The 21,360-nt window shown below is 52.7% G+C and carries 20 protein-coding genes; 4 read left to right on the plus strand and 16 right to left on the minus strand.

Translation table 11 applies throughout. The features are described 5' to 3' along the window. Positions 1-6 precede the first annotated feature (6 nt). Positions 7-360, plus strand: a complete 354-nt coding sequence (locus tag MUN82_RS13305; RefSeq protein WP_187319956.1) for a HesB/IscA family protein — start codon at positions 7-9, stop codon at positions 358-360. A 119-nt stretch (positions 361-479) separates the two neighbouring features. Here the strand turns inward: MUN82_RS13305 and MUN82_RS13310 are convergent, their stop codons facing one another. The 7 genes from MUN82_RS13310 to MUN82_RS13340 form a co-directional block, all read right to left on the minus strand. Continuing rightward, on the minus strand, positions 480-1,349 hold the full coding sequence (locus MUN82_RS13310; RefSeq protein ID WP_245091148.1) for a ChaN family lipoprotein: 870 nt from the start codon (positions 1,347-1,349) through the stop codon (positions 480-482). Between the two features lie 122 nt (positions 1,350-1,471). After that, positions 1,472-2,854 carry an ABC transporter permease gene (locus MUN82_RS13315; RefSeq protein ID WP_245091149.1) on the minus strand — a complete coding sequence of 461 codons (1,383 nt, stop codon included), beginning with the start codon at positions 2,852-2,854 and terminating at the stop codon, positions 1,472-1,474. 15 nt (positions 2,855-2,869) lie between these two features. Next, entirely contained in the window at positions 2,870-3,817 is a 948-nt protein-coding gene (locus tag MUN82_RS13320) for an ABC transporter ATP-binding protein (protein ID WP_245091150.1), read from the minus strand. A 62-nt stretch (positions 3,818-3,879) separates the two neighbouring features. Further along, entirely contained in the window at positions 3,880-4,410 is a 531-nt protein-coding gene (locus MUN82_RS13325; protein WP_245091151.1) for a hypothetical protein, read from the minus strand. An 89-nt stretch (positions 4,411-4,499) separates the two neighbouring features. Next, positions 4,500-5,006 carry an RNA polymerase sigma factor gene (locus MUN82_RS13330; protein WP_245091152.1) on the minus strand — a complete coding sequence of 169 codons (507 nt, stop codon included), beginning with the start codon at positions 5,004-5,006 and terminating at the stop codon, positions 4,500-4,502. Between the two features lie 219 nt (positions 5,007-5,225). Then, positions 5,226-6,365, minus strand: coding sequence for a molecular chaperone DnaJ (gene dnaJ / locus MUN82_RS13335; protein ID WP_245091153.1), 1,140 nt, complete (start codon positions 6,363-6,365; stop codon positions 5,226-5,228). Positions 6,366-6,472: 107 nt separating this feature from the next. After that, entirely contained in the window at positions 6,473-7,012 is a 540-nt protein-coding gene (locus MUN82_RS13340) for a nucleotide exchange factor GrpE (protein ID WP_245091155.1), read from the minus strand. A 176-nt stretch (positions 7,013-7,188) separates the two neighbouring features. Between MUN82_RS13340 and MUN82_RS13345 the strand changes: the two genes are divergently transcribed. After that, positions 7,189-7,824, plus strand: a complete 636-nt coding sequence (locus tag MUN82_RS13345) for a GIY-YIG nuclease family protein (RefSeq protein ID WP_245091157.1) — start codon at positions 7,189-7,191, stop codon at positions 7,822-7,824. 28 nt (positions 7,825-7,852) lie between these two features. Here MUN82_RS13345 and obgE read toward each other — a convergent pair whose 3' ends face one another. From obgE to MUN82_RS13375, 6 genes are all read right to left on the minus strand, one after another. Further along, entirely contained in the window at positions 7,853-8,851 is a 999-nt protein-coding gene (obgE, locus tag MUN82_RS13350; RefSeq protein WP_245091159.1) for a GTPase ObgE, read from the minus strand. Positions 8,852-9,062: 211 nt separating this feature from the next. Next, the gene (locus tag MUN82_RS13355) at positions 9,063-9,683 is read right to left on the minus strand and encodes an adenylate kinase (RefSeq protein WP_245091161.1); all 621 of its coding nucleotides are present in this window, start codon (positions 9,681-9,683) and stop codon (positions 9,063-9,065) included. An 87-nt stretch (positions 9,684-9,770) separates the two neighbouring features. After that, positions 9,771-10,310, minus strand: coding sequence for a hypoxanthine phosphoribosyltransferase (gene hpt, locus MUN82_RS13360; RefSeq protein ID WP_245091163.1), 540 nt, complete (start codon positions 10,308-10,310; stop codon positions 9,771-9,773). 199 nt (positions 10,311-10,509) lie between these two features. After that, positions 10,510-12,744, minus strand: coding sequence for a sodium-translocating pyrophosphatase (locus MUN82_RS13365; protein ID WP_245091165.1), 2,235 nt, complete (start codon positions 12,742-12,744; stop codon positions 10,510-10,512). Positions 12,745-12,987: 243 nt separating this feature from the next. Beyond that, on the minus strand, positions 12,988-14,175 hold the full coding sequence (locus tag MUN82_RS13370; protein ID WP_245091167.1) for an acyltransferase family protein: 1,188 nt from the start codon (positions 14,173-14,175) through the stop codon (positions 12,988-12,990). Positions 14,176-14,222: 47 nt separating this feature from the next. After that, positions 14,223-15,137 (minus strand): M20/M25/M40 family metallo-hydrolase, encoded by a 915-nt coding sequence (locus MUN82_RS13375; RefSeq protein WP_245091175.1) that lies wholly within the window; start codon positions 15,135-15,137, stop codon positions 14,223-14,225. Positions 15,138-15,248: 111 nt separating this feature from the next. On the opposite strand from MUN82_RS13375, the gene MUN82_RS13380 reads away from it, so the two are divergent. Continuing rightward, positions 15,249-16,493 carry a tetratricopeptide repeat protein gene (locus tag MUN82_RS13380; protein ID WP_245091177.1) on the plus strand — a complete coding sequence of 415 codons (1,245 nt, stop codon included), beginning with the start codon at positions 15,249-15,251 and terminating at the stop codon, positions 16,491-16,493. A 10-nt stretch (positions 16,494-16,503) separates the two neighbouring features. Then, the gene (locus MUN82_RS13385) at positions 16,504-17,871 is read left to right on the plus strand and encodes a hypothetical protein (protein ID WP_245091179.1); all 1,368 of its coding nucleotides are present in this window, start codon (positions 16,504-16,506) and stop codon (positions 17,869-17,871) included. Here the strand turns inward: MUN82_RS13385 and MUN82_RS13390 are convergent. From MUN82_RS13390 to MUN82_RS13400, 3 genes are all read right to left on the minus strand, one after another. After that, a complete protein-coding gene (locus MUN82_RS13390; protein WP_245091181.1) occupies positions 17,823-18,890 on the minus strand; it encodes a glycosyltransferase in 1,068 nt (355 codons plus the stop codon). The genes MUN82_RS13385 and MUN82_RS13390 overlap by 49 nt on opposite strands. A 172-nt stretch (positions 18,891-19,062) precedes the next feature. After that, positions 19,063-20,265: a glycosyltransferase gene (locus MUN82_RS13395; protein ID WP_245091183.1), complete on the minus strand. Its 1,203-nt coding sequence runs from the start codon at positions 20,263-20,265 to the stop codon at positions 19,063-19,065. 45 nt (positions 20,266-20,310) lie between these two features. Further along, positions 20,311-21,207, minus strand: coding sequence for a glycosyltransferase family 2 protein (locus MUN82_RS13400; RefSeq protein ID WP_245091184.1), 897 nt, complete (start codon positions 21,205-21,207; stop codon positions 20,311-20,313). Between the last annotated feature and the right edge of the window lie 153 nt (positions 21,208-21,360).

Below are 21,360 nucleotides of genomic sequence, written 5' to 3' on the forward strand. Positions count from 1 at the left end.
TGTCTTATGGCTACTGCTGTTTCGACCAAGCTTGCTCCCATCAGCCTCACTCCTCGCGCCCTGGAAGAGGTTCGTACTATTCTCCGCGATAAAAATGTGCCGACTGAGTATGGCCTGCGCGTGGGCGTGCAGGGCGGCGGCTGCTCGGGCTTAAGCTACCTGCTGGGCTTCGACAAAGCCAAGGATGCCGACGAAACCTTCGATCTGGATGGCGTGCTGCTCATCATGGATAAAAAGCATGCCATGTATGTGATGGGTATGGAAGTCGACTTTCAGGACGGTTTGAACGCCCGCGGCTTTGTGTTTAACAACCCTCAGGCCAAGAGCACTTGTGGCTGCGGCTCGTCGTTCTCGGCGTAACCGGTTGCCTTTTTATACTGCGGCCCCTCGTTACTACGTGTAACGAGGGGCTTTGCTTTTTCTACCTAAGCCGGCAGCTTCGATAGTATTATGTACCGCATAGCTTCTTTGCTACTTGCTCAATACGTCTTTGTCATATCAGTGGGCACTACTACCACGTAGTCGGCTTTTTGGCGGTTGTCTTTGTCGAGCTTTTGCAACTGCTCCTGCGATACGGTGGAGATAGTCAGAATTTTTAGCTGCGGCTCTGCTTGGCGCAGGTACCACACAATGCCATCGTGGTTATCGGAGTGGTAGCTGCCGTTGAAGTGCAACACTGTTTGGCCCGGCTGCCGGCTCTGCCGAATGAAATAAGCCATGGTAGCATCTTTGAGGGCCTGGGCCTGAATGATGTTCTGCACGCCCGCGCTGTGGGCCGCATCGCCTCCAAACATGGCCTGCATGTTCTTGTAGCCTGGCAGCTCAAAATCGACGGTGATGGGTAGGGGCGCCAGCCAGGCTTTTTCGGCGGAGGGTAGAGCATCGAGGGCGGAAAGGCTACCTTTAGCCACCTGCGAGGCATAGCGGCGGGGCACATTGGTACCCACGATGCGCAACTTTTGCTGGCGAGCCAGTTGTAGTAGGGGCTTATAGTCGGTAGCGTAGTTAGGCCATGGGCGGCTGTCGGCCTCGAAGGCTTGGTCAGTTAGCTCGCCAGTGTTGTATTGTTGCACTAGCGGCTCTACGTCGCGCTCAAACATCTCGAAGCCCAGCACTAGCTGGCCTTGCTTGCGCTGGGCCAGGTCGCGGGCTACTTGCAACTCCAGCCAGTGCGCAATGGGGTCGTTGTGCTGTTCGCCAAACAGTACCACATCGGCTGTAGCCAGCTGTGCTAGCATTTTATCATAGTTGGCGGGCTTGCCGGCAGCCGTAAACAGACGGTAGGCGGGCTTGTCCTGGGCATGTACAGCCGGTGCAACGAGTAGCAATAAGAAGAGTAAGAAGCGCATAACTCAAAGATACGCCCTCCTCTGTATCCTCCACGAAAACACTGCGTCCTCTGCGGGCTAAACCATAACAACGATTTAGCCCGCAGAGGACGCGGAGAGAAACGCAGGAAGCGCAGTGTTTCCTACCCTTTATAGAACATCCACTTCGACAACTCGCGGTAGGTTATTTTCTTGCCGTACATCAGCACGCCTACCCGGTAGATGCGCGCCCCTACCCATACTGTACCAACGAAGCCCACCACCAGTAACAGCAGCGACAGGGCCAGCTGCCACGCCGGCACCCCAAAGGGTAGGCGAATGACCATGGCAATAGGCGAGGTAAACGGAATCATGGACATCCAGAAAGCTACTGGTCCATCGGGATTGCGCAGAATCACGGATACGCCGATGATGTAGCTCAAAATCAAGGGCATGGTGATAGGAAACATGAACTGCTGGGTGTCCGTCTGGTCGTCTACAGCCGCGCCGATGGCCCCAAACAGCGCTCCATATAATAGGTAGCCGCCCAGGAAATACGCCACAAACCCAAACAGAATGGTACCAAGAGGCAGATCGGCCAGCACCTTGAAAACGCCCAGGCGCCCCGTTGTAGCCTGCTGCATGGCGGCTTGGCTATCGTCGGATGGTGCGGCTGCCGGGGTAGCAGTAGTGGCAGTGCTACCTGCGGTGGCCTGTGTGCTGGTGGCCGCTACCTCCGTTTTGGGCGGCGCAAACTTGTCCAGCACTATCGACCCTACCCCTACTGAGATACCCCACGAGAGCACGCCCCACAACAAGAACTGCGTGAGACCCACGGCCGCAATGCCCACAATCTTGCCCATCATCAGCTGAAACGGCTTCACCGACGACAGCATTACCTCCATTATCCGGCTCGACTTTTCCTCTCCTACCCCACGCATGATCTGCACGCCGTAGATGAAGATGAACATGTAGATCAGCAGGGCTAGGGCGTAGGAAATACCCGAAGTGGCTAGCGCGTTGCTACTTTTCTCCTTGCCTTCTTCATCCAGATTGATGCTGGCTACATCTACTGAAGATCGGAGCGCATCCAGCTTTTCCTGCGACAAACCAGCCCCGCGCAGCTTTTCCTCGGCCAGTATTTTATCCAGCGCATCTTCCACGGCCTTTTGCTTGCGCAGGCTCACGTTCCCTTTGGCGTAGAGCTGAATGCCCGTGTTTTGCTCCGGCGTGATGGTAGCCGGCAGGTAGAGCAGCCCACCATCGTCCGATTTGCGGTATGCGCTCTTAGCTTGCTCCAGCGGCCCCTGCACCGGGATAAACTGTAGCCGCGCCGTTGATTTCAGGCGGCTACCCAACTGGGCTGGGCTTTGGTCCAGTACCCGTACCACGTCAATTTCGTCGTTATCCGCCATAGCTACCTTGGCTATCAGAAAGCCAAAACCCGCAAACAACACCGGCACCAGCAGCGTCAGGATCAGAAAGCTCTTTTTACGGACGCGCGTTAGGTACTCGCGTTGCGCAACCAACCAAAATTTCGATTCCATTCTATTGACAGTAAATTAGTTGCTACTTTCTTCCAGTTCCACCAGCGTTTCGGGCATTGTTTCGCGCACCCGCCGGATAAAGATTTCGTTGATGCTCGGAATCTGCTCCCGGAAGGCGTGCACCTCCACGTTGCCGATGAGGTAGCGCAGCAAGTCGTTGGGGGTTGTGCCGGCGTGTAGTCGGATGCGGTCCTGGAAAAAGCCGTTTTCGCGCTCTTTGTGCTCCAGCACCTCAAAGTCGGGGTGCAGTACCATCAGGCGGCCCTTACCTTCCACCACGTAGGTCTGGGTTTTGAACGCGTCGCGGATGTCCGTCACGGTACCGTCCAGCACCTTGCGCGAGCGGTTGATCAGGGCAATGCTATCACACATTTCTTCTACCGACTCCATGCGGTGGGTAGAGAAAATAATAGTGGCTCCACGCTGGCGCAGCTCTAAAATCTCGTCTTTAATTAGGTTAGCGTTGATAGGATCGAAGCCGGAGAAGGGCTCATCGAGGATGATTAGGCTGGGCTCGTGCAGCACCGTGGCAATGAACTGCACCTTTTGCTGCATGCCTTTGCTGAGGTCTTCCACGTTTTTCTCGGCCCAGGGCTTGATGTCGAAGCGTGTGAGCCAGTTCTTGATACGCTGCGTAGCATCTGCCCGGCTCAGACCGCGCAGGCGGGCCAGGTACAGCAGCTGCTCGCCTACCTTCATCTTCTTGTAGAGGCCGCGCTCCTCGGGTAGGTAGCCGATCTGGGCAATGTGCTCAGGGTTCAGCTTTTGACCGCGAAACCGTATTTCGCCCTCATCAGCGGCCGTAATCTGGGTGATGATGCGGATGAGCGAGGTTTTGCCGGCACCGTTGGGACCCAGCAATCCAAAGATGCTGCCTTCCGGAATGGCTAGGCTCACCCCGTCCAGTGCAGTATGCTGGGCGTAGGCCTTGCGTACGTTCAGCGCTTCGAGTATAGGTTGCACAAATAGAAAGAGGAAAGGTTAACGCCGTAATATAGGAGGTTTGCTATTCAATCTGTTCTCTTTCAAGCATTCAACTCTCGCAAAGTAGCTTCTAAGTGGTCGAGGTGGCGGCCGTAGAGGTCCTGCAATACCTGGCGGACCACGCGGCGCACGAAATAGCCAACCACCACGGCTATTATACAGCTTATTCCTACCCCCACGAGTTGGATCAGTAATAATCGACCAGAATACTGGGTCAGCGCTTTGTATAACGCAAAGGAGAGTACAATACCGAAAGTGATACACAGCACCCACACGCTAGAGCGGTAGGAAGCTTGCAGTAGTTGCCGAAGACCTGCTACCCGCTGTGTTATGTGCGTGTGTATGGTGGCCCCTACCCCGCTTAGCTCTTGAATACCACTAAGCATGTGGCGGTGATATGACACCAGACTTACCAGACCGATCAGGATAAGCCACAGTAGCATGGTTCGTGTCTCGAGGCTCTTCACGTAGAAGAATCCGACGGTGCTACCCACTAGCAGCACCAAGGTGAACCCCAGCTCCCACCGGGCATTGCGCCGCATCCGGCCAATCGAGTTTTGCTTCGTTTTCATGAGCAGTTGTTCTAAGGTTTGTGCGTTATAAGAAGTGGAAATATCAGTGGCGGACTGTTGCCAGCGCCGGCGTAGCTCATCGAGTTCCATCAGGCGGGTTGCGTTAAGAGTTGACGAAGTTTTTCCTGCACGCGGTGCATTTTCACGCGCACGTTGTTTTGCGTGATACCCAGAATATCAGCCATTTCCTCGTAGGTGCGTTCTTCTAGATAGAGCAGCACAAACGCTTTGTCTACATCGGAAAGGCAGTTGATGGCCCGGTACAGCTGGTGCAGATCATCGGTATCGGGGCCATCGGCGGGGGGTAGGGGCACATTGGGTAGTTGGGCCGCGTCGAGGTGAGTGGAGGTAGGGCGGCGGGTGCGCTGGCGCAAGTCGCTGATGGCTACATTGAGTGCCACCCGGTACAGCCACGTGCTGAGCTTCACATCGGGCCGGGGCTGGTAGCGCGGCCACGCTTGCCACAATTGCGTCACTATTTCCTGGTACAAATCCTGCCGGTCGTCGGCATCGACGCAGTACAAGCGGCATACCCGCCGCAGGAGTGGCTGGTACTCGTTCAACAAAACCAGAAAGTCGGGCGGTGCGGCGAGCATAACAGACGATTTACAGCATTTATCGTCAGGCTCTAGCAATCATTACAGGTGTGTGTAAAAATATTTTGTAGATAAAGCCAACCAAGCGTCCCAGGGCTTCAGCCCTGAGACACAGAATGTATTAAACACAAAAAAGCCTGCTTCCCTCGAAAGGAAAGCAGGCTTTGCAATCGTCCACAAAATCCGTGTAATCCGCAAAATCCGGCTTAATCCGTGATTTTACTGGAAGTACTCCTTCACTTTCTCGAAGAAGCCTTTCTCGTTTTTACCAGGATTGGGCGTGAAATTTTGCGCGTTGCGCAGCTTTTCGAGCAGCTCGCGCTCCTCGCCGTTCACGTTCTTAGGCGTCCACACATTCAGATGAATCAGCTGGTCACCGCGGCCATAGCCGTTGATGTCCTTGATGCCTTTGCCGCGCAGGCGCAAGATTTTGCCCGGCTGTGTGCCTGGCTCTACCTTGATTTTCACCTTGCCTTCAATGGTCGGCACTTCCAGGTTAGCACCCAGAGCAGCATCCACGAAGGAAATGTACTGCTCAAACATGATGTTGTTGCCATCGCGCTTCAGCAGCTCGTGCGGCTCCTCCTCAATCTGAATCAGCAGGTCGCCGGGCACGCCCCCGCGCTCGGGGAAGTTGCCTTTGCCGCCCATGGAGAGCTGCATGCCCTCGGCCACACCTGCCGGAATGTTGATCGGAATAATTTCCTCCTGCAACTGGCGGCCTTCGCCGTGGCACACGTCGCACTTGCTGGTTACCACCTTGCCCTCGCCGTGGCAGGTAGGGCAGGTAGAGGCACTTACCATCTGACCCAGCATAGTATTTACTACCCGCTTCACTTGGCCTTCGCCGTGACAGGTAGAGCACTCACGCAGGTCGGTGCCGTTTTTGGCGCCGGTGCCCGAGCAGGTGTTGCAGGCCGTGTAGCGCTTCACCTTAATTTTCTTCTCGACGCCATTGGCCACTTCTTCTAGGTCCAGTTTCAGCTTAATGCGCAGGTTGGAGCCTTTCTTCACGCGCCGGCCGCCGCCGCGCTGGCCGCCCCCGAAGAAACCCTCGAAGCCACCACCGCCGAAAATATCGCCGAACTGGGAGAAGATATCCTCCATGTTGGGGCCACCACCGCTGGCGCCGCCTACCCCCTGGTGCCCAAACCGGTCGTAGCGGGCACGCTTGTCTTGGTCCGACAGCACCTCGTAGGCCTCGGCCGCTTCCTTAAACTTGTCCTCGGCCGATGGGTCATCGGGGTTTTTATCGGGGTGATACTTGATGGCTACCTTGCGGTAGGCCTTCTTAATCTCGTCCCCCGACGCCGTTTTTGCGACGCCCAGTATTTCGTAAAAATCTCGCTTGGTTGCCATAGTTCGTTCACTGACCGGGGCGGACTACGCGCCGGTTTGTTGCCGCAACAGCCACGGACCGCCCGAAAGTTCTCCGGTGCCCGTGGCCGCCTGCAGATGCTCTGCAATTATTGACCCAGTACTACTTTGGCGTGGCGCAATACCTTGTCGCCCAAGTAGTAACCTTTCTCTACCTCGTCCACTACCTTGCCTTTCAGCTCCTCGCTGGGGGCCGGAATTTGCGTGATGGCCTCATGCAAATCGGGGTCGAACGCACCGCCTTTGGTTTCCATTGGTGTCAGGCCCTTCTGTTGCAGGGTTTTCACCAGCTTGTTGTAGATGATGTCGATGCTCTCGCGCACGGCGTTTACATCGTCAGAATCTTTGGTATAGCTGCTGGCCCGCTCAAAGTCGTCGATTACGGGCAACAGCGCCACCATTAGTTCTTGGCTGGCCGTTTTGAACAGTTCTTGGCGCTCTTTAGCCGTGCGGCGCTTGTAGTTATCAAACTCGGCGGCCAAGCGCAGGTACTTATCTTTCAGTTCTGCCAGTTCCGTATCAGTTTTTGGTGCCTCATCAACGGGAGCCGTTTCTGCCGTTTCGCCAGCTGTGGTGGCTTGATCAGCCGTCAAGTTGTCGTCTTGGGGTTGTTGCTTATCGTCAGCCATAGAATGGAATAGTCTTCGGAAGGGGTTTTTCACTCAGTTTTAGCCAGTTGGCAAGCACTCGGGCGCAAGGAGTTTGCCAAAGCGGATTTGGCTGTCAGTTTGGCACAGATTGTTACTGATATTGATTACGGAAGTAATTTGTCTACTCAAAATACACCTCATTAAAATCTTATCGAATGATACTCCCAACTGCTACCCCTTTAAGTGTTGTTTATGTTTTAACTAATCCTGCAATGCCAGGCATCGTCAAAATTGGCCGAACTAGTCAGGATGATGCTAAAACTCGTATTGATCAGCTTTATAGCACCGGAGTTCCAGTTCCTTTTACAATCGAATTTGTATGCAAAGTTTCAAATTCAGAAGAGGTGGAAAAAGCACTACACTTAGCTTTTGCCCCGCACCGTGTCAATCCTAAACGAGAATTTTTTAGCATAGATCCGGCACAAGCAATTGCTATATTGAAGCTTTTGCATGTGCCAGACGCTACAAAAGAAATAGAAGATCAACCTTCTATACTTGATAAATCAGAAGTCGAGGCCGGAATTCAATTCAATATAAAGAGACCTAATCTCAATTTTGTAGAGATGCAAATTCCTATTGGCTCTTATTTAACATCTAAATCAGGCAATGCTACAGTATTAGTAATCAATGATCGTAAGGTCAGTTACGATGGAGAAGAAATGTCATTAACAGCTGCAACTAGGAAAGCATTAGATATATCATATAGCGTAGCTCCATGTCCTCATTGGTATTTTGAAGGCCAGTGCTTGAGTATTTTATATGACAAAGCTTATGCTGATGGCGTTGAATAGATGACTACCAACACGCATGGGCTAAACCCTACCCCTTAGCATGCAGCGCCTGCCAAATCATATCCTTCAGCTTCTGAATATTCTTATTCGTTAGGCTGGAAATAAACACTGTAGGCAAATCTGTGGGTAGGGTCTGGCGGATTTCCTCTTCCAGCTCGTCATCCAGCATATCGGACTTGGTGATGGCCAGCAGGCGCTTTTTGTCTAGCAATTCGGGGTTGAACTGCTCCAACTCGCCCAGCAACACCTGGTATTCGGCGGCAATGTCGGGGCTGTCGCAGCTGATCATGAACAGCAGGGTAGCGTTGCGCTCAATGTGGCGCAGAAAGCGCGTGCCCAGGCCTTTGCCCTCGGCGGCGCCCTCAATGATGCCCGGAATATCGGCCATCACGAAGGACTGGTAGTCGCGGTAGGCCACTACACCCAAGTTGGGCACAAGGGTCGTAAAGGCGTAATCAGCAATTTTGGGGCGCGCGGCTGACACTACGGAGAGCAAAGTGCTCTTACCGGCGTTGGGTAGACCTACCAGGCCCACATCGGCCAGCAGTTTCAGCTCCAGAATAATCCACTCGTCGATGCCTGGCTCGCCGGGTTGGGCGTAGGTAGGCGCCTGGTTGGTGGCCGATTTGAAGTGGTCGTTGCCGAGGCCGCCGCGGCCGCCAGGCGTCAGGATCAGGCGCTGGCCGTGCTCGGTGATTTCCAGGCGTTTCTCGCCAGTTTCGGCGTCGCGGGCCACCGTACCCAGGGGCACTTGAATCACAATATCCTCGCCCTGGGCGCCGGTGCGCAGGTTTTCGCCGCCGTTTTCGCCGGGTTTGGCAATCAGGTGCTTCTGGTACTGCAAGTGCAGCAGCGTCCAGAGTTGGGAGCTGCCCTCTAAGATGATGTGGCCGCCCCGGCCACCATCGCCACCATCGGGGCCGCCGTTGGGTAGGCCCTTGGCCCGGAAGAAGTGGTGGGAGCCGGCCCCTCCCCTACCCGAGCGGCAGTTGATTTTGACGTAGTCGATGAAGTTATTGGAAGCCACAGGTTTTTAATTAAAAATTAAGAATTAGGAATTAAAAATTGATTTCACTTTTCCTTCCTGACTCTTAGTAGGTGTAAAAAGACTGTCATCCTGAGCGCAGCGAAGGACCTTCTCACGGTTGAACGACAAGCGTAATAACGGCTCGTCTTAACGTGAGAAGGTCCTTCGCGCTGCTCAGGATGACAGGGTGATGCGAATTAGAATCGCAAAGTTACGCTTTTACTTCGTCGGTGGCTTGCTGGCTGTCCTCGGAGGTAGGCTGGTGCTGATCGACTACAGCGCAGATCTGCTGGAAAATATCCTCGATAGCGCCAATCCCGTTGAGGGCGTGAAACTTGTGCTGATTGGCGTAGTAGCCCGCTACCTGCGCGGTTTCGGTGTTATACACCTGCACGCGCTTACGGATTTTCTCTTCGTTCTGGTCGTCGGGGCGGCCGGAGGTTTTGCCGCGCTCCAGCAGGCGCTTCACCAGCTCTTGCTCCTCTACTTCCAAGGCTACCATGCATGATACCTGGGTGTTGTGCTGGGCCAGCAAGGTGTCAAGACTTTCGGCCTGCGGTACGGTGCGCGGGAAGCCATCGAAAATGAAGCCATCGGCCTGCACATTCTCCTTCAGAGCGCTGTCGATCATGCCAATTACCACTTCATCGGGCACTAGCAAGCCTTCGTCCATCAGCTTTTTGGCCTGCAGCCCCAGCACTGTACCCTGGGCAATCTGGGCCCGGAGCAGGTCGCCGGTGGAGAGATGTACCAAGTTGTAATGGGCAATCAGTTTTTGGCTTTGCGTTCCTTTGCCGGCGCCGGGCGGGCCGAAGAGCACGAGATTGAGCATGGGTAATGGTTTCGCAGATAGTGCAGAAGGTGAAAGAAAGTGGCAAGATAGGCAATCTGCGCTGAGCAACGCCGATTGCGGCGTCATTTACACGGCTTTATACACGTCGGGGTAGTTGCGCCCCAGTCCGTCGTAATCAAGGCCGTAGCCTACAATAAAATCGTTAGGAATCGATAGCCCTACGTATTCCACTGCCAACTCATGCTCTAAGCACTCGGGCTTCATGAACAGCGTAGCCACCTCCAACGACGCCGGTTTTTTGGCCGCTATAGTATCCAGCAGCATCCGCATGGTGTGGCCCGTATCCACAATATCTTCCAGGATAATCACATGTCGGTCAGCAAGTTCCTCATACAACCCCAGTACCTCTTTCACGCTACCTGTGCTGGCCGTACCGGCATAGGATGCCACCCGGATGAACGTCACTTCGCAGTCGATGGTCATGTTTTTCAGCAGGTCGGCTGTGAACATGAACGCGCCATTGAGCACCGACAGGAACAGGGGCTGCTTGCCGGCGTAATCTTGATTGAGGCGGGTGGCAAGCTGCTGAATGGCCTGGGCCAGTTCGGCGGCCGACAAATACGGAGCGAACTGCTTGTTGTGCAGTGAAATTGTGGACGTAGCCATCCAGAAAGAGTTGAATACTGTGCAAATGCGCCAGCAAAGGTAGGGGGTGAAACGTTGAGTGTTGAGTTTTAACCGTTGAATTGAAACTGATTACTCCACTGACCGAGATCGAAATCCCGCTGTCGATCCATTGAACTATAGCCGTTACGAAGCGGCAGTGCGATTTCAACCTCGACCAGTACGACACCTGCTTTTGTGGTTAAAACTTAGTATTCAGCCCTTCTTTCACTGGGGTATAGCTCGCGAAGCGTACACCTTGATGAGCGCCTAGTTCGGTTTTTGGTACCGAGAGAGCCGGTGTCAGGCTGCGAGTTGCACCGCCGGGTGCGGCAATGTGTGGGGCAATCACCAGCGACACAATGCTCATGAGCTTGATGAGGATGTTCATGCTGGGGCCCGACGTGTCTTTGAACGGGTCGCCTACTGTGTCGCCCGTCACGGAGGCTTTATGTTGTTCGGAGCCTTTGTAGACCATCACGCCATCAATCAGCACGCCTTTCTCGAAGGACTTCTTGGCGTTATCCCAGGCACCGCCAGCGTTGCTCTGAAACATGGCCATCAGCACCCCGCTCACCGTGACGCCGGCCAGCGTGCCGCCCAATACTTCCGGTCCCAGCGTGAAGCCGATGAGGACGGGCACGATGAGGGCAATAGCACCCGGCAGCATCATTTCCCGAATAGCAGCCGAGGTAGAAATAGCCACGCACTTTTCGTACTCAGGTCGGCCAGTGCCTTCCATAATGCCTGGAATTTCGCGGAACTGCCGCCGCACTTCCTGCACCATGGCCATAGCCGCCCTACCCACCGCTGAAATAGCCAGGGCCGAGAAGATAAACGGAATCATGGCGCCCACAAACAAGCCCGCCAGCACGCGGGCATTGCTGATATCAATAACCGAAATATTGGCCGTACCCATAAACGCCGCAAACAGCGCCAGCGAGGTAAGCGCAGCGGAGGCAATGGCGAAGCCTTTGCCGGTGGCAGCGGTAGTATTGCCCACAGCATCCAGAATATCGGTCCGTTCGCGTACTTCCTTGGGTAGCTCACTCATTTCGGCAATACCGCCGGCATTATCAGCAATAGGCCCAAAGGCGTCGATGGCGAGCTGCATGGCGGTGGTAGCCATCATGCCCGCGGCAGCAATGGCTACCCCATAGAGGCCGGCAAACTGATATGACAGGATGATGCCAGCGGCCAGCACAATAATGGGTAGTACGGTGGACTCCATGCCTACTGCCAGCCCGCCAATAACGGTGGTGGCGTGCCCGGTGCTACTCTGCTGCACGATACTATTGACGGGCCGCTTGCCCATGGCCGTGTAATATTCGGTGATGATGCTCATCAGCGTGCCCACTACCAGCCCTACCACCACAGCGTAGAACACATCGGTGGCAGTGAAGGGCGCGGCGCCCGGCCGGCCAATGACGAGCGTACCCACGGGCAGCATCCAACGGATGATAAAGAACGAGGCAATGCCCGACACGATGACCGAAGCATAGTTGCCAAAATTGAGCGCCGCCTGCACGTTGCCGCCTTCCTGTACGCGCACCAGCAAGATACCCACCAGCGAGGCCACAATCCCTACCCCGGCAATAACCATGGGCAGCAGAATGGGCGACAGGCCGTTGAATTGATCATTGGTCGCCACTACCTCGCGGCCCAGCACCATGGTAGCTAGGATGGTCGCCACGTAAGAGCCGAATAGGTCGGCGCCCATACCGGCCACGTCGCCTACGTTGTCGCCTACGTTATCGGCAATGGTGGCGGGGTTGCGGGGGTCGTCCTCAGGAATGCCGGCTTCCACTTTACCCACGAGGTCGGCGCCCACATCGGCGGCTTTAGTGTAGATGCCGCCCCCTACCCTAGCAAACAGCGCGATGCTCTCGGCCCCCAGCGAAAAGCCAGTAAGCACCTCCAGCGCAGTTTCCATCTCGATGCCGTTGGCCCCGCCCCCTTTGCTCACCACAAACAGCTGATAGAACACAATAAACAACGACCCCAGCCCCAACACCGCCAAGCCTGCTACCCCCATACCCATCACCGACCCACCCGAAAACGACACGCTCAAGGCCTTACTGAGGCTGGTACGTGCTGCCTGGGCCGTGCGTACGTTGGCTTTCGTGGCAATCTTCATCCCGATAAACCCCGCTAATGCTGAGAATACTGCTCCAATGATGAACGCCAGCACAATTACGGGACTGGACTTCTCGCCGGTGCTACCTAAGTAGAATAGAAAAGCAGAGGCAATCAGCCCAAATAACGTCAAGACGCGGTACTCAGCTTTCAGAAAAGCAATGGCACCATCGGCAATGTAGCTAGCTATGGTCCGCATACGCTCGTCGCCGGCGTCTTGCCGGCTCACCCAGCCCGAACGCAACCAGGTGTACAGTAAAGCCAACAGCCCGAGGCTGGGCACTAGGTAGAGAAACAGCATAGTAGGTGGGATGAGAGGGTAGGAAGAAAAGAACAACCCGCCGGCTGAAAGCCAAACGGGTTGTTAAAATACCTTTTATCCCTTAATAATCAAGGCTTCACATCCGTTTTGACCCCTACTCTACAATTCCCGCATCAGCACCTATTTACGGGTTCTAATATCGATTATATCCTTCACGGTATCCGAACACTTGTCAAATCTAATATAGACCACTCATAAACTTCTTGATTTTAATTTTCTACCCTATGCCTTACGGGAGTAATTGACGCTAATTCGTTCCGAAACCCAATATAGCACATAGCTAGCTACAGTCACTAACGGCACGGCCAGCCAATAATAGCGAACATAAAAAACGGTTTCGCCAGTAAAATATACAAGCCCTGCATAACACAGGAATAATAGTGGAAAGTGGTATAGATATAGCGAGAAGCTGAACACACCCAACTTATGTAATATGCGCACTAATAAGTTATCGTGCCGCACTCTACCAGCCAGCATCAGCGAAATACTAATTACTGCTAAAATTGTTGCTACTAATCCGGACAAAATTTTAAACTTAAGTATTGCCAGCCCCAGCAGACTAGCAAATAGCAGAAGTACTAATATAGTTAACCCCCATCCTGATATACGCCCGAACCAAGTTAGCCAAGCCGTCCGAGTAACTATATCGTATAGTATCGCTCCAATAGCGAAATAAAAGTTATAAATAAATAGATAATCGATAAGCGGGCTAACAGAATTTAGATCCCAAACTGCCCCCGATGCATATAAGAATACGGAAATAGCATAATAAAAATGCGCCCGCCAGAAAGCTAGTGGCACTAAGAGATAAAATAGAGCTTCAGGTAGTAGCGACCAGTAAACACCATTGTATCCGATAAAAATCTCGCGGACAGGCATAAAACCTAGTGTGCGGATCAGACCGATTATATCGAATGTATGCAACTCCTGCCAGGCAAGTGCCAGCTTAATATTTAACTCTCGCCCATTCGCGAAATCTAATGCCTCTGGAGCTACCCGCGCAACACCCCATAAACATATAGCTGCCAGCATGCTGGCAAATAAGTAAGGCGGATAAATACGGACAATGCGGTTGACATAGAAGGCTCGCAACTTACGGTATTTTCTTGACTGAGCGTACCGGATAAAAAAGCCTGATAATACAAAGAAAAATATCACCATCTCATAGCCAGCCGAACTTAACATATCAAACAGAAAAGCTCCGTAATCAAGTGGCGACCAACCAGTCCGCGGAAAAACTGCTAAAAATTCGCGGCCGCCCGACCACAAAATATACTTTGCATGGTAGATGACAACGTAGAATGCACAGAAACCTCGTAAAGCATGTAAAATATCAAGTTCCTTATACGAGAGGGGGACGCCTGATTCTTGACGTAAGTATTTGGCGATAGGTGATGTAGAGGAAAGCAACAGTAGAGATGTTAAATATTACGCTGCAAATATCCTGTAATTTATGTTTACAATTCCCTCATCAGCACCTGATACAGCGCCAGCATGCTTTCGATATCGCGCTTATCCACGATTTCGTCGGGTGAGTGTACGTTGTCTTCCGGGGCGCCCACGAAGCACCAGTCCCAGGGCGCATCAGCGCGTTGTAGCTCTTTGGCGTCGGAGCCGCCGGCACCTTCTACTTCCAACTGATGCGGTATGCCGGATTTCGCCGCAATCTGCCGGATACGGTCCACGTAGGCACGGCGCGGAATCAAGGAGTCGCGCAGCGAAATGGCTGCGCCCTCGCCCGGTCGCACGCCTTCCGTAACCCAGGTGATGTCCGAAATCAGGGCTTGGCGCACGCCGTAGGTTTCGTAGATGTACTTGGCCAGGTAGGCCACCGAGCCACCGTCGTGCTCCTCCCAGCAGCTAAACGCCACAATGCCGTGCTCCAGCGTCTCGCACAGGCGCAGGGCATTCCACACACCCAGGCGGTTGTCGAGGTAGCAGCTTTGCACGGTGGTATCCGTCTCGCGAAAGTCACACTGAAAGGTCAGCTCCGTACCGCGCTCAATATCACGGGTGAACTCATAGCCCAGCGCGCCGGTTTCTTCATCAACTGTAAGCGTGCATTCGATAGGTCCCTGGGTATCCTCGCCTACCAGCTGGTAGCCGGTTTCGGCATCGGGGCCGCCAATGCGCACTAGTTGCCGGCCGTAGCGCACCGTGAAGCCGATGCTGTCGAGGTGGGCAAAAACTGCCGTGCGTGGCTGCCCGAATACCAGGACAATACAATCCTGAAATTGCTCACCGGCAAGCACTTGTGGGGTAGCGCGCCAGTTTTTTTGCTCGGTGGCAATGTAATGGAGCAAAAATTTGGTCAGGCGTGTTTCGTGGCCAGAAGGTGCCTGTATGTGGCACAGAGTTCGTAGAAGTTGCATAGAGAGTACGTTCTTACTTCGAAACTAGGGCAAAAGATATACTTTAGCTTATTCGTTGAATACTGACTGACTGGTTTGCCGTACCCATTGTCTGTGTTCGTATCCGTGCCCATGACCCACCAACGCTGTTTTCTGCTGTTGCTGCTACTGTTGCCCTTCCTGGCCTCGGCGCAGCGCCCCGACACTTCCCGCGTACCAAATCCTATCCGCAACATCCAGGTAGAAAACGTGGACGTGCTACCCGGCGCCGTGGATACCAAAGGCTGGCTGTTGCTGGACCGCGACATCCAGTTGGAGCTGGAGGGGGCCATCCAGAATATGTACAACTTCAAGTACGATAAGGCCGAAAAGCAATTCCGCTCGCTACGGCGGCGCTACCCCAACCATCCCATGCCCTATTTTTTGATGGGCCTGAGCACATGGTGGAAGATAGTGCCCACCAACGTGCAGAGCACGCAGTACGATAAGCTATTCTTCGCCTACATGGACTCAGCTATTACGGTAGGCGAGAAAATGTACGAGGCTGATAAAAAAAATTACGAGGCCTGCTTTTTCCTGTCGGCTGCCTACGGCTTCAATGCCCGCCTGCATGCCGAGCGCAAGGACTGGCGCAAGGCCACCTTCAGCAGCAAACACGCGCTGGACTACCTGCAAATTAGCAAAGAAGCCAACGGCCTCAGTCCCGAGTTTTTGTTCGGACAGGCTTTATTTAACTACTACGCCGTCTGGATTGCGGAGGAGTATAAGCTGTTGCGTCCCGTTTTACTGTTCTTTCCAAAGGGCGACCGGGCGCTGGGCCTGAAGCAGCTGCGTAGCGTAGCTGACAACGGTTTCTATACGGGCACCGAAGCGAAGTTTTTCCTCATGAAGATTCTCTACAATGAGGAAAACAGCCCCAAAGAAGCCCTACCCCTCTCCCGCTACCTCGCCACCAACTACCCCGACAACGGCTATTTCCAGCGATTCTATGCGCTCAATTGCTTTAATCAGGGCGAGTTTGTGGAAAGTGAGCGGGTAAGCCGGGAGATTCTGAATAAGATAAACCGCGGCTTTCCAGGCTATGAATTTATCAGTGGCCGATACGCCACGTATTTTCTAGGCTATCTGATGCAGAACAAGTACAACGACCCAACAAAGGCCAAGGACTATTACCAGCGCTGCATTGTATTCGCGGAAGGTACCGGCGAAACTTCGGGCGGCTTCTACATCTATTCGCATATCAATCTGGCCCGCATGGCTGACAAAGCCAAGGATGTGACTGCAGCCAAAAAATACTACGGAGTGGTAGTAGACAAGGCCAGTCGTAAATCAGATCAGTACCGCGAGGCCAAGGCCTACCTGAAAAAGCACAAATAATCTTGTTGGTATGGAGCTGAAGGATTTATTGCTTACCCCCATCTACCTGGCTATTTTCTACGGCATTGCCTTTTCAATGCGTAAGAAATACACCAATGCACTGACAAAAAAGTATTTTATTCCAGCACTGTCGTTGAAATTCCTAGGAGCTATTGCACTAGGACTTATTTATCAGTTCTATTACGGTGGGGGCGACACATTTAATTATCATTACCACACGAAGATTATTCACCAGGCTTTCAGCGACTCATTTCCGTTAGGCTGGAAGATTATTATGGCTAATGGTGAACGGCTACCGGAAATCAGCCGGTATACGGCTGGAATGTTCTGGTGGCAGCCGAACAACACCGAAATGTTTGTTGTTAAAATTGCTAGTATAATAAGCTTATTTTGTTTTAACACCTACAGTATAATCAGTTTAGTATTTGCCGCTATAAGTTTTTGTGGCATATGGGCTATGTATATAACGTTTGTAAACTTATATCCATTGGCCTATAAAAAAATAGCTATTGCCGTATTTTTCCTACCCTCCGTATTCTTTTGGGGCTCTGGCCTTGGGAAGGACTCTCTTTGCATTGGAGCACTAGGATGGTGCTTCTATGGCTTTTACCATGTATTTATTGCTCGAAAGAATATAGTGCAAGCGGGTATATTGGGTGCACTGGGCGCTTATATTCTTATCTCAGCCAAAGTATATATTTTATTATCCTTTATGCCGCCGGCCCTTTTTTGGGTTTTTAACGAAAATAGCAGCCGCATCAAATCAGATTTACTGCGCTTGTCATTAAAACCCCTTTTTATTATAGCAGGAGCTGCAATTGCCTTTTTTGGAGCCACTAATCTTACTGCTGGTGATGAGCGCTTCGACGTAGAGAAAATCGGGGAACGCAGCCGAATAACGCAAACATACCTTACCGAGTATGTGGCGAGTGGCTCTGTATATCATATTGGGAAGCTAGACGGCTCGCTAGCATCCATTGTAGCGGTTGCACCGCAAGCTGTCATTGTATCGTTGTTCCGCCCGTTTTTATTTGAGGCTCGCAACCCGGTAATGCTGCTATCAGCAATGGAGGCCACTTTATTCCTTTGGCTCACCATTACGTTATTCTATCGCACAGGTTTATTCAAAGGACTGCTTTTAATTGCCAGAACTCCTGTGCTATTATTCAGTTTTCTATTCACTATAATCTTCGCCATTGGTGTAGGCGTCAACAGTGGCAACTTCGGCACTTTGGTACGTTATAAGATTCCTCTGATGCCCTTCTATTTATCTGCGCTGTATATTATGCAATCGATGGCGCAGTCCCGGCGGCGCTCCAAGGTCTCTGCTCAATCGAATAGAGCAAGAAAAGTAGGCCGATTAGCTGTCACAGAATAACGTTGCTCTACGGTCTGCCGAGCGGCTTGCCCCATACGAGTACGTAAGTCCGGATCTTGTAATAAGCGGCGCAGGGCCACTTCCCATTCAGCGGGTGTTGCACAGATATTGCCATTTAAGCCATCTGTCACTACTTCCGTGTTCATACCTACCGGCGACACCAGGGCTGGCTCGCCTAAAGCCATGTATTGCAAGGCTTTGAAGGCGCACTTTCCCTGTGCCCACTTATCATCTTCCAGCGGCATCAAGCCCACGTGAAACGCGAGCAGATCCGCAATTTCCGCTTCCTTACGCCAGGGTTGATATACCAAACTACGCAGCGGTAGAGTGGGTGGCTGATTTGATATCACCCGAAATTCAAAGTCGAATTCCTTTTCCAGCTTCGCCAACACAGGCACCACCTGCCAAATGTATTTCAGCGTGGAGTGTGTACCCGTCCAGCCGATAACTAGCCTACCCTCTGCCTCTTGGTTGCGCACCCGATTATGCAGATGCACTGTATCAATGGTTGTGGGATTGATAATGGCATTCGGATTGAATTGCTGCGCATACTCGCGCAGGTAGGCATTGCCACAGCTTACCTTGTAGGCCCAGCGGCAGATACTACCCACCTTGTGGTGCCATTTGATACCTGCCACCACTTTATTGGCTGCCGATGTATTGGGTATCCAAATGGCATCATCAAAATCGTAGATGATTTTTTTCTTCCACACCTTCGCCAGCAGCCATTCAAATAACGGTGGCCCAATAGGAGACGCTTCTCGGTGAACAAACACATAGTCATATCTATGCGCCGTGAATAATTGAATTGCGCGTCGTAAAAATCCTTTTAGTATTCCCCAAGCCTTTTGTACATGATGGCCAGGCAAGTACAAAATATTCCAGGTGGTTTCTGAGATAAAGGGTGCTACCCGATACTGATAGCCAGCGGCCGCAAGGGTCTCAAAATATTGCTCGAAGCGAAAACGCTGTGAAGGAGCCCGGCCCAGTGGATAAGGAACGAGAAAAAGAATGTTCAAGAGTCAGTAGCTGATTGCGTGAGGCGACTTTTATATTTTTGCCAATGGTATACTGCAACGGTTGGAAAAGGCCTACCCTGGCTAAACCGTTGCTTGGTTTCCTACCTTCCATCATGCAAGCAAACGAGAAGCTAGCGGTTGCCTACCCGTCTAATTTATGCAGTTTTCTTGCTTATGTGCTGAGCAGCATAGTGTAGGCTTGACGGGCGCGCTCGAGACTCCGGTAACGCGCAGCCAGCTCCCGAATCCGAATCCGGAGATTCGGTTCGGTTAGCAGCTGCCTCAGATGTTGCACGCTTTGCCTGACACTTTCCGGTTTGCGCAGATCAAATACGGCCCCGCCTGCTTCAGCTTCAATAATGGCCGAATCATCACCCACACCGGGTGTCACCAATACGGGTAAACCGCTTGCCCAATACTCGCCAATCTTAATAGCGGAGCAAAACAACCGGCACGGCGCAGGTTTGATGGTAGCAAACGCAAAGTCAGCGGCCGACAAGTAGTCGGGCACCTCAGCATGGGGCGCTTTGGTGACGAAGAACGAATCCGACGGCAATCCGGCAGCAGTCAACTTACACTGTACTTCCTGCTCAGGATCAGGCGTGAGGATAATTAGTCTGAAACCAGAGCCAAACTGATCAGCAGCAGCCCGAAATACCTGAAAAGCCTCCTCATCGTAATAGATGCCACCAAATTTCCCTACATAGATGCCCACTAGAGCAGTAGAAGCGAATCCTAAACGCTGCCGGATGCGTTGTCTGGCTTCGTCCTCGAAAGCAAACTGAGTGATGTCGACCGAGCAGGGTACGGTAGCAATGCGAGCAGCCGGCACCCCTTCCTTGATGAGTTGCCGACGATAATTTTCGGCTACCGGCATTAGTCCGCTGGCTAGCCGTTTCTGTTTTTTTTCCCAGTGTCGCTGAAACAGATAGCGCGGATCGTAGCGCCGCCATACGCCCGACTCGAGCATATAGTCAGCATGCGGCTCAAACGACTCAACGTAAAATGGCAGCTTTATTTTCTTCCATACTAAGTATGCCAATGCACCAGCTGGGGCGCCACGCGCTAAGATAAAATCAGGTCGAAATTCAGCAGCCTGCCGCACAAGCTCGTCTGGAAACCGCGTGAAATCCTCAATTTTCGTAAGAATAACATTTTGGCCAGGCTTTGATCGAAGCGGCAAGAAGGTGATTTTGGGGGTAAGGTAGCCTGGCGCAAATGTTAATTCGGCTTGCGCCATTGCACCCCGCTCAATCGTAACGAGCCGGATAGCTTCTACATCGGAGCGCTCCTGCAACACGCGCAAATGGGGAAACACCGTGCTGGTGGTTAGGCCATCATTCAGGCTCCAATATCCTAAGAATAAGATTCGCATAGGGCTCTTCAGCAGGAAGCCAGTATATATAATTGGATAGGCAGCTTATCTTTTGAGTAAGCTTATCAACTGTGGGCCGGCCAACACCCGCAGCAGAAGTATCACAGCTGCTTTACGACTCAACCCTGGGGCAGCGCGACGAGCAAAGCGCCAGGCCTGCGCCCGGTAGCCATCGGCATAGGCATGAATAGCACAAAGGTAGTACACTCGCCCGAGCAGGCGCCGCTGCTGATCGGGGGTAAGCGCTAAGTGCCGTTGCATCCAGCCAGCGGCCAGGTCAAGCCGGCGGATCAGTCCCTGATTATCGGCTCGCATGGAGCGTTGGTCGTGGTCGTTCATCGTGAGCGTTACAGCATCTACTAGCTGCACTGCCTCACCGTGCTGGGTATTCTGCAGCAGAAACAGCCAGTCCTCCACGGCTGCGTAGCGGCGGTCTTCCTCAAAAAGATAAAGCTTGTCGTTTTTCCGCCGCACGCAAACATTACAGGCCAGTGCATTGCCTGTGATAAACGTTTCAAACCCTAACGGCCCGGCAGGTATTGAAGCCAGGTCGCTCGGCCGGCGCTGACCATCCCGGTCAAAATCGTACTTGGTAGCAATGAAATTTGGTTGGCTCAGTCCCTGAATTTTTTCGTGTAACGTAGCGAGGTGCTCAGGATGAAGTAAGTCATCAGAGTCTAAAAACAACACGTAATCCCCCTTGGCGAGGGCAAAACCGTAGTTGCGAGCTGCGCCTCGCTCACCATTATTTTTTGGCAGATACTGAATGCGCGGGTCAGTGAATTGCGCTACTACCGCTGCTGTATCGTCGGTACTACCATCGTCAACTACCAGCACCTCATACGCCGTAAAGGTTTGATTGAGTACTGAATACAACGTACTTGCGATAAAAGTAGCGCGGTTGTACGTTGGGATGACAATGCTAAAAAACGGAGCAAACATGCAGACAGGATGAAAAGCGAAGTGAGTTGCTCATGACGCTGCACAATTCTACGCACGTCGCTGGGCATTACTAGCCGGCCTTCAAAGATAATGGGCTGTTGGTTACCGGAACCAAGCAGAGTTTCCAGCGGTCAGCAGTATAGAGGGTACGTC

The organism is Hymenobacter aerilatus (assembly GCF_022921095.1).
In the GTDB taxonomy this organism is placed as follows: domain Bacteria; phylum Bacteroidota; class Bacteroidia; order Cytophagales; family Hymenobacteraceae; genus Hymenobacter; species Hymenobacter aerilatus.

Bases quoted from the DNA above. Each gene is read 5' to 3' on its own strand.
- dnaJ (WP_245091153.1), bottom strand. From the start codon at position 6,365: ATGGCAACCAAGCGAGATTTTTACGAAATACTGGGCGTCGCAAAAACG.
- MUN82_RS13325 (WP_245091151.1), bottom strand. From the start codon at position 4,410: ATGAAAACGAAGCAAAACTCGATTGGCCGGATGCGGCGCAATGCCCGG.
- MUN82_RS13345 (WP_245091157.1), top strand. From the start codon at position 7,189: ATGATACTCCCAACTGCTACCCCTTTAAGTGTTGTTTATGTTTTAACT.
- MUN82_RS13355 (WP_245091161.1), bottom strand. From the start codon at position 9,683: ATGCTCAATCTCGTGCTCTTCGGCCCGCCCGGCGCCGGCAAAGGAACG.
- MUN82_RS13340 (WP_245091155.1), bottom strand. From the start codon at position 7,012: ATGGCTGACGATAAGCAACAACCCCAAGACGACAACTTGACGGCTGAT.
- hpt (WP_245091163.1), bottom strand. From the start codon at position 10,310: ATGGCTACGTCCACAATTTCACTGCACAACAAGCAGTTCGCTCCGTAT.
- MUN82_RS13400 (WP_245091184.1), bottom strand. From the start codon at position 21,207: ATGTTTGCTCCGTTTTTTAGCATTGTCATCCCAACGTACAACCGCGCT.
- MUN82_RS13395 (WP_245091183.1), bottom strand. From the start codon at position 20,265: ATGCGAATCTTATTCTTAGGATATTGGAGCCTGAATGATGGCCTAACC.
- MUN82_RS13315 (WP_245091149.1), bottom strand. From the start codon at position 2,854: ATGGAATCGAAATTTTGGTTGGTTGCGCAACGCGAGTACCTAACGCGC.
- MUN82_RS13375 (WP_245091175.1), bottom strand. From the start codon at position 15,137: ATGCAACTTCTACGAACTCTGTGCCACATACAGGCACCTTCTGGCCAC.
- MUN82_RS13330 (WP_245091152.1), bottom strand. From the start codon at position 5,006: ATGCTCGCCGCACCGCCCGACTTTCTGGTTTTGTTGAACGAGTACCAG.
- MUN82_RS13380 (WP_245091177.1), top strand. From the start codon at position 15,249: ATGACCCACCAACGCTGTTTTCTGCTGTTGCTGCTACTGTTGCCCTTC.
- MUN82_RS13305 (WP_187319956.1), top strand. From the start codon at position 7: ATGGCTACTGCTGTTTCGACCAAGCTTGCTCCCATCAGCCTCACTCCT.
- MUN82_RS13385 (WP_245091179.1), top strand. From the start codon at position 16,504: ATGGAGCTGAAGGATTTATTGCTTACCCCCATCTACCTGGCTATTTTC.
- MUN82_RS13310 (WP_245091148.1), bottom strand. From the start codon at position 1,349: ATGCGCTTCTTACTCTTCTTATTGCTACTCGTTGCACCGGCTGTACAT.
- MUN82_RS13365 (WP_245091165.1), bottom strand. From the start codon at position 12,744: ATGCTGTTTCTCTACCTAGTGCCCAGCCTCGGGCTGTTGGCTTTACTG.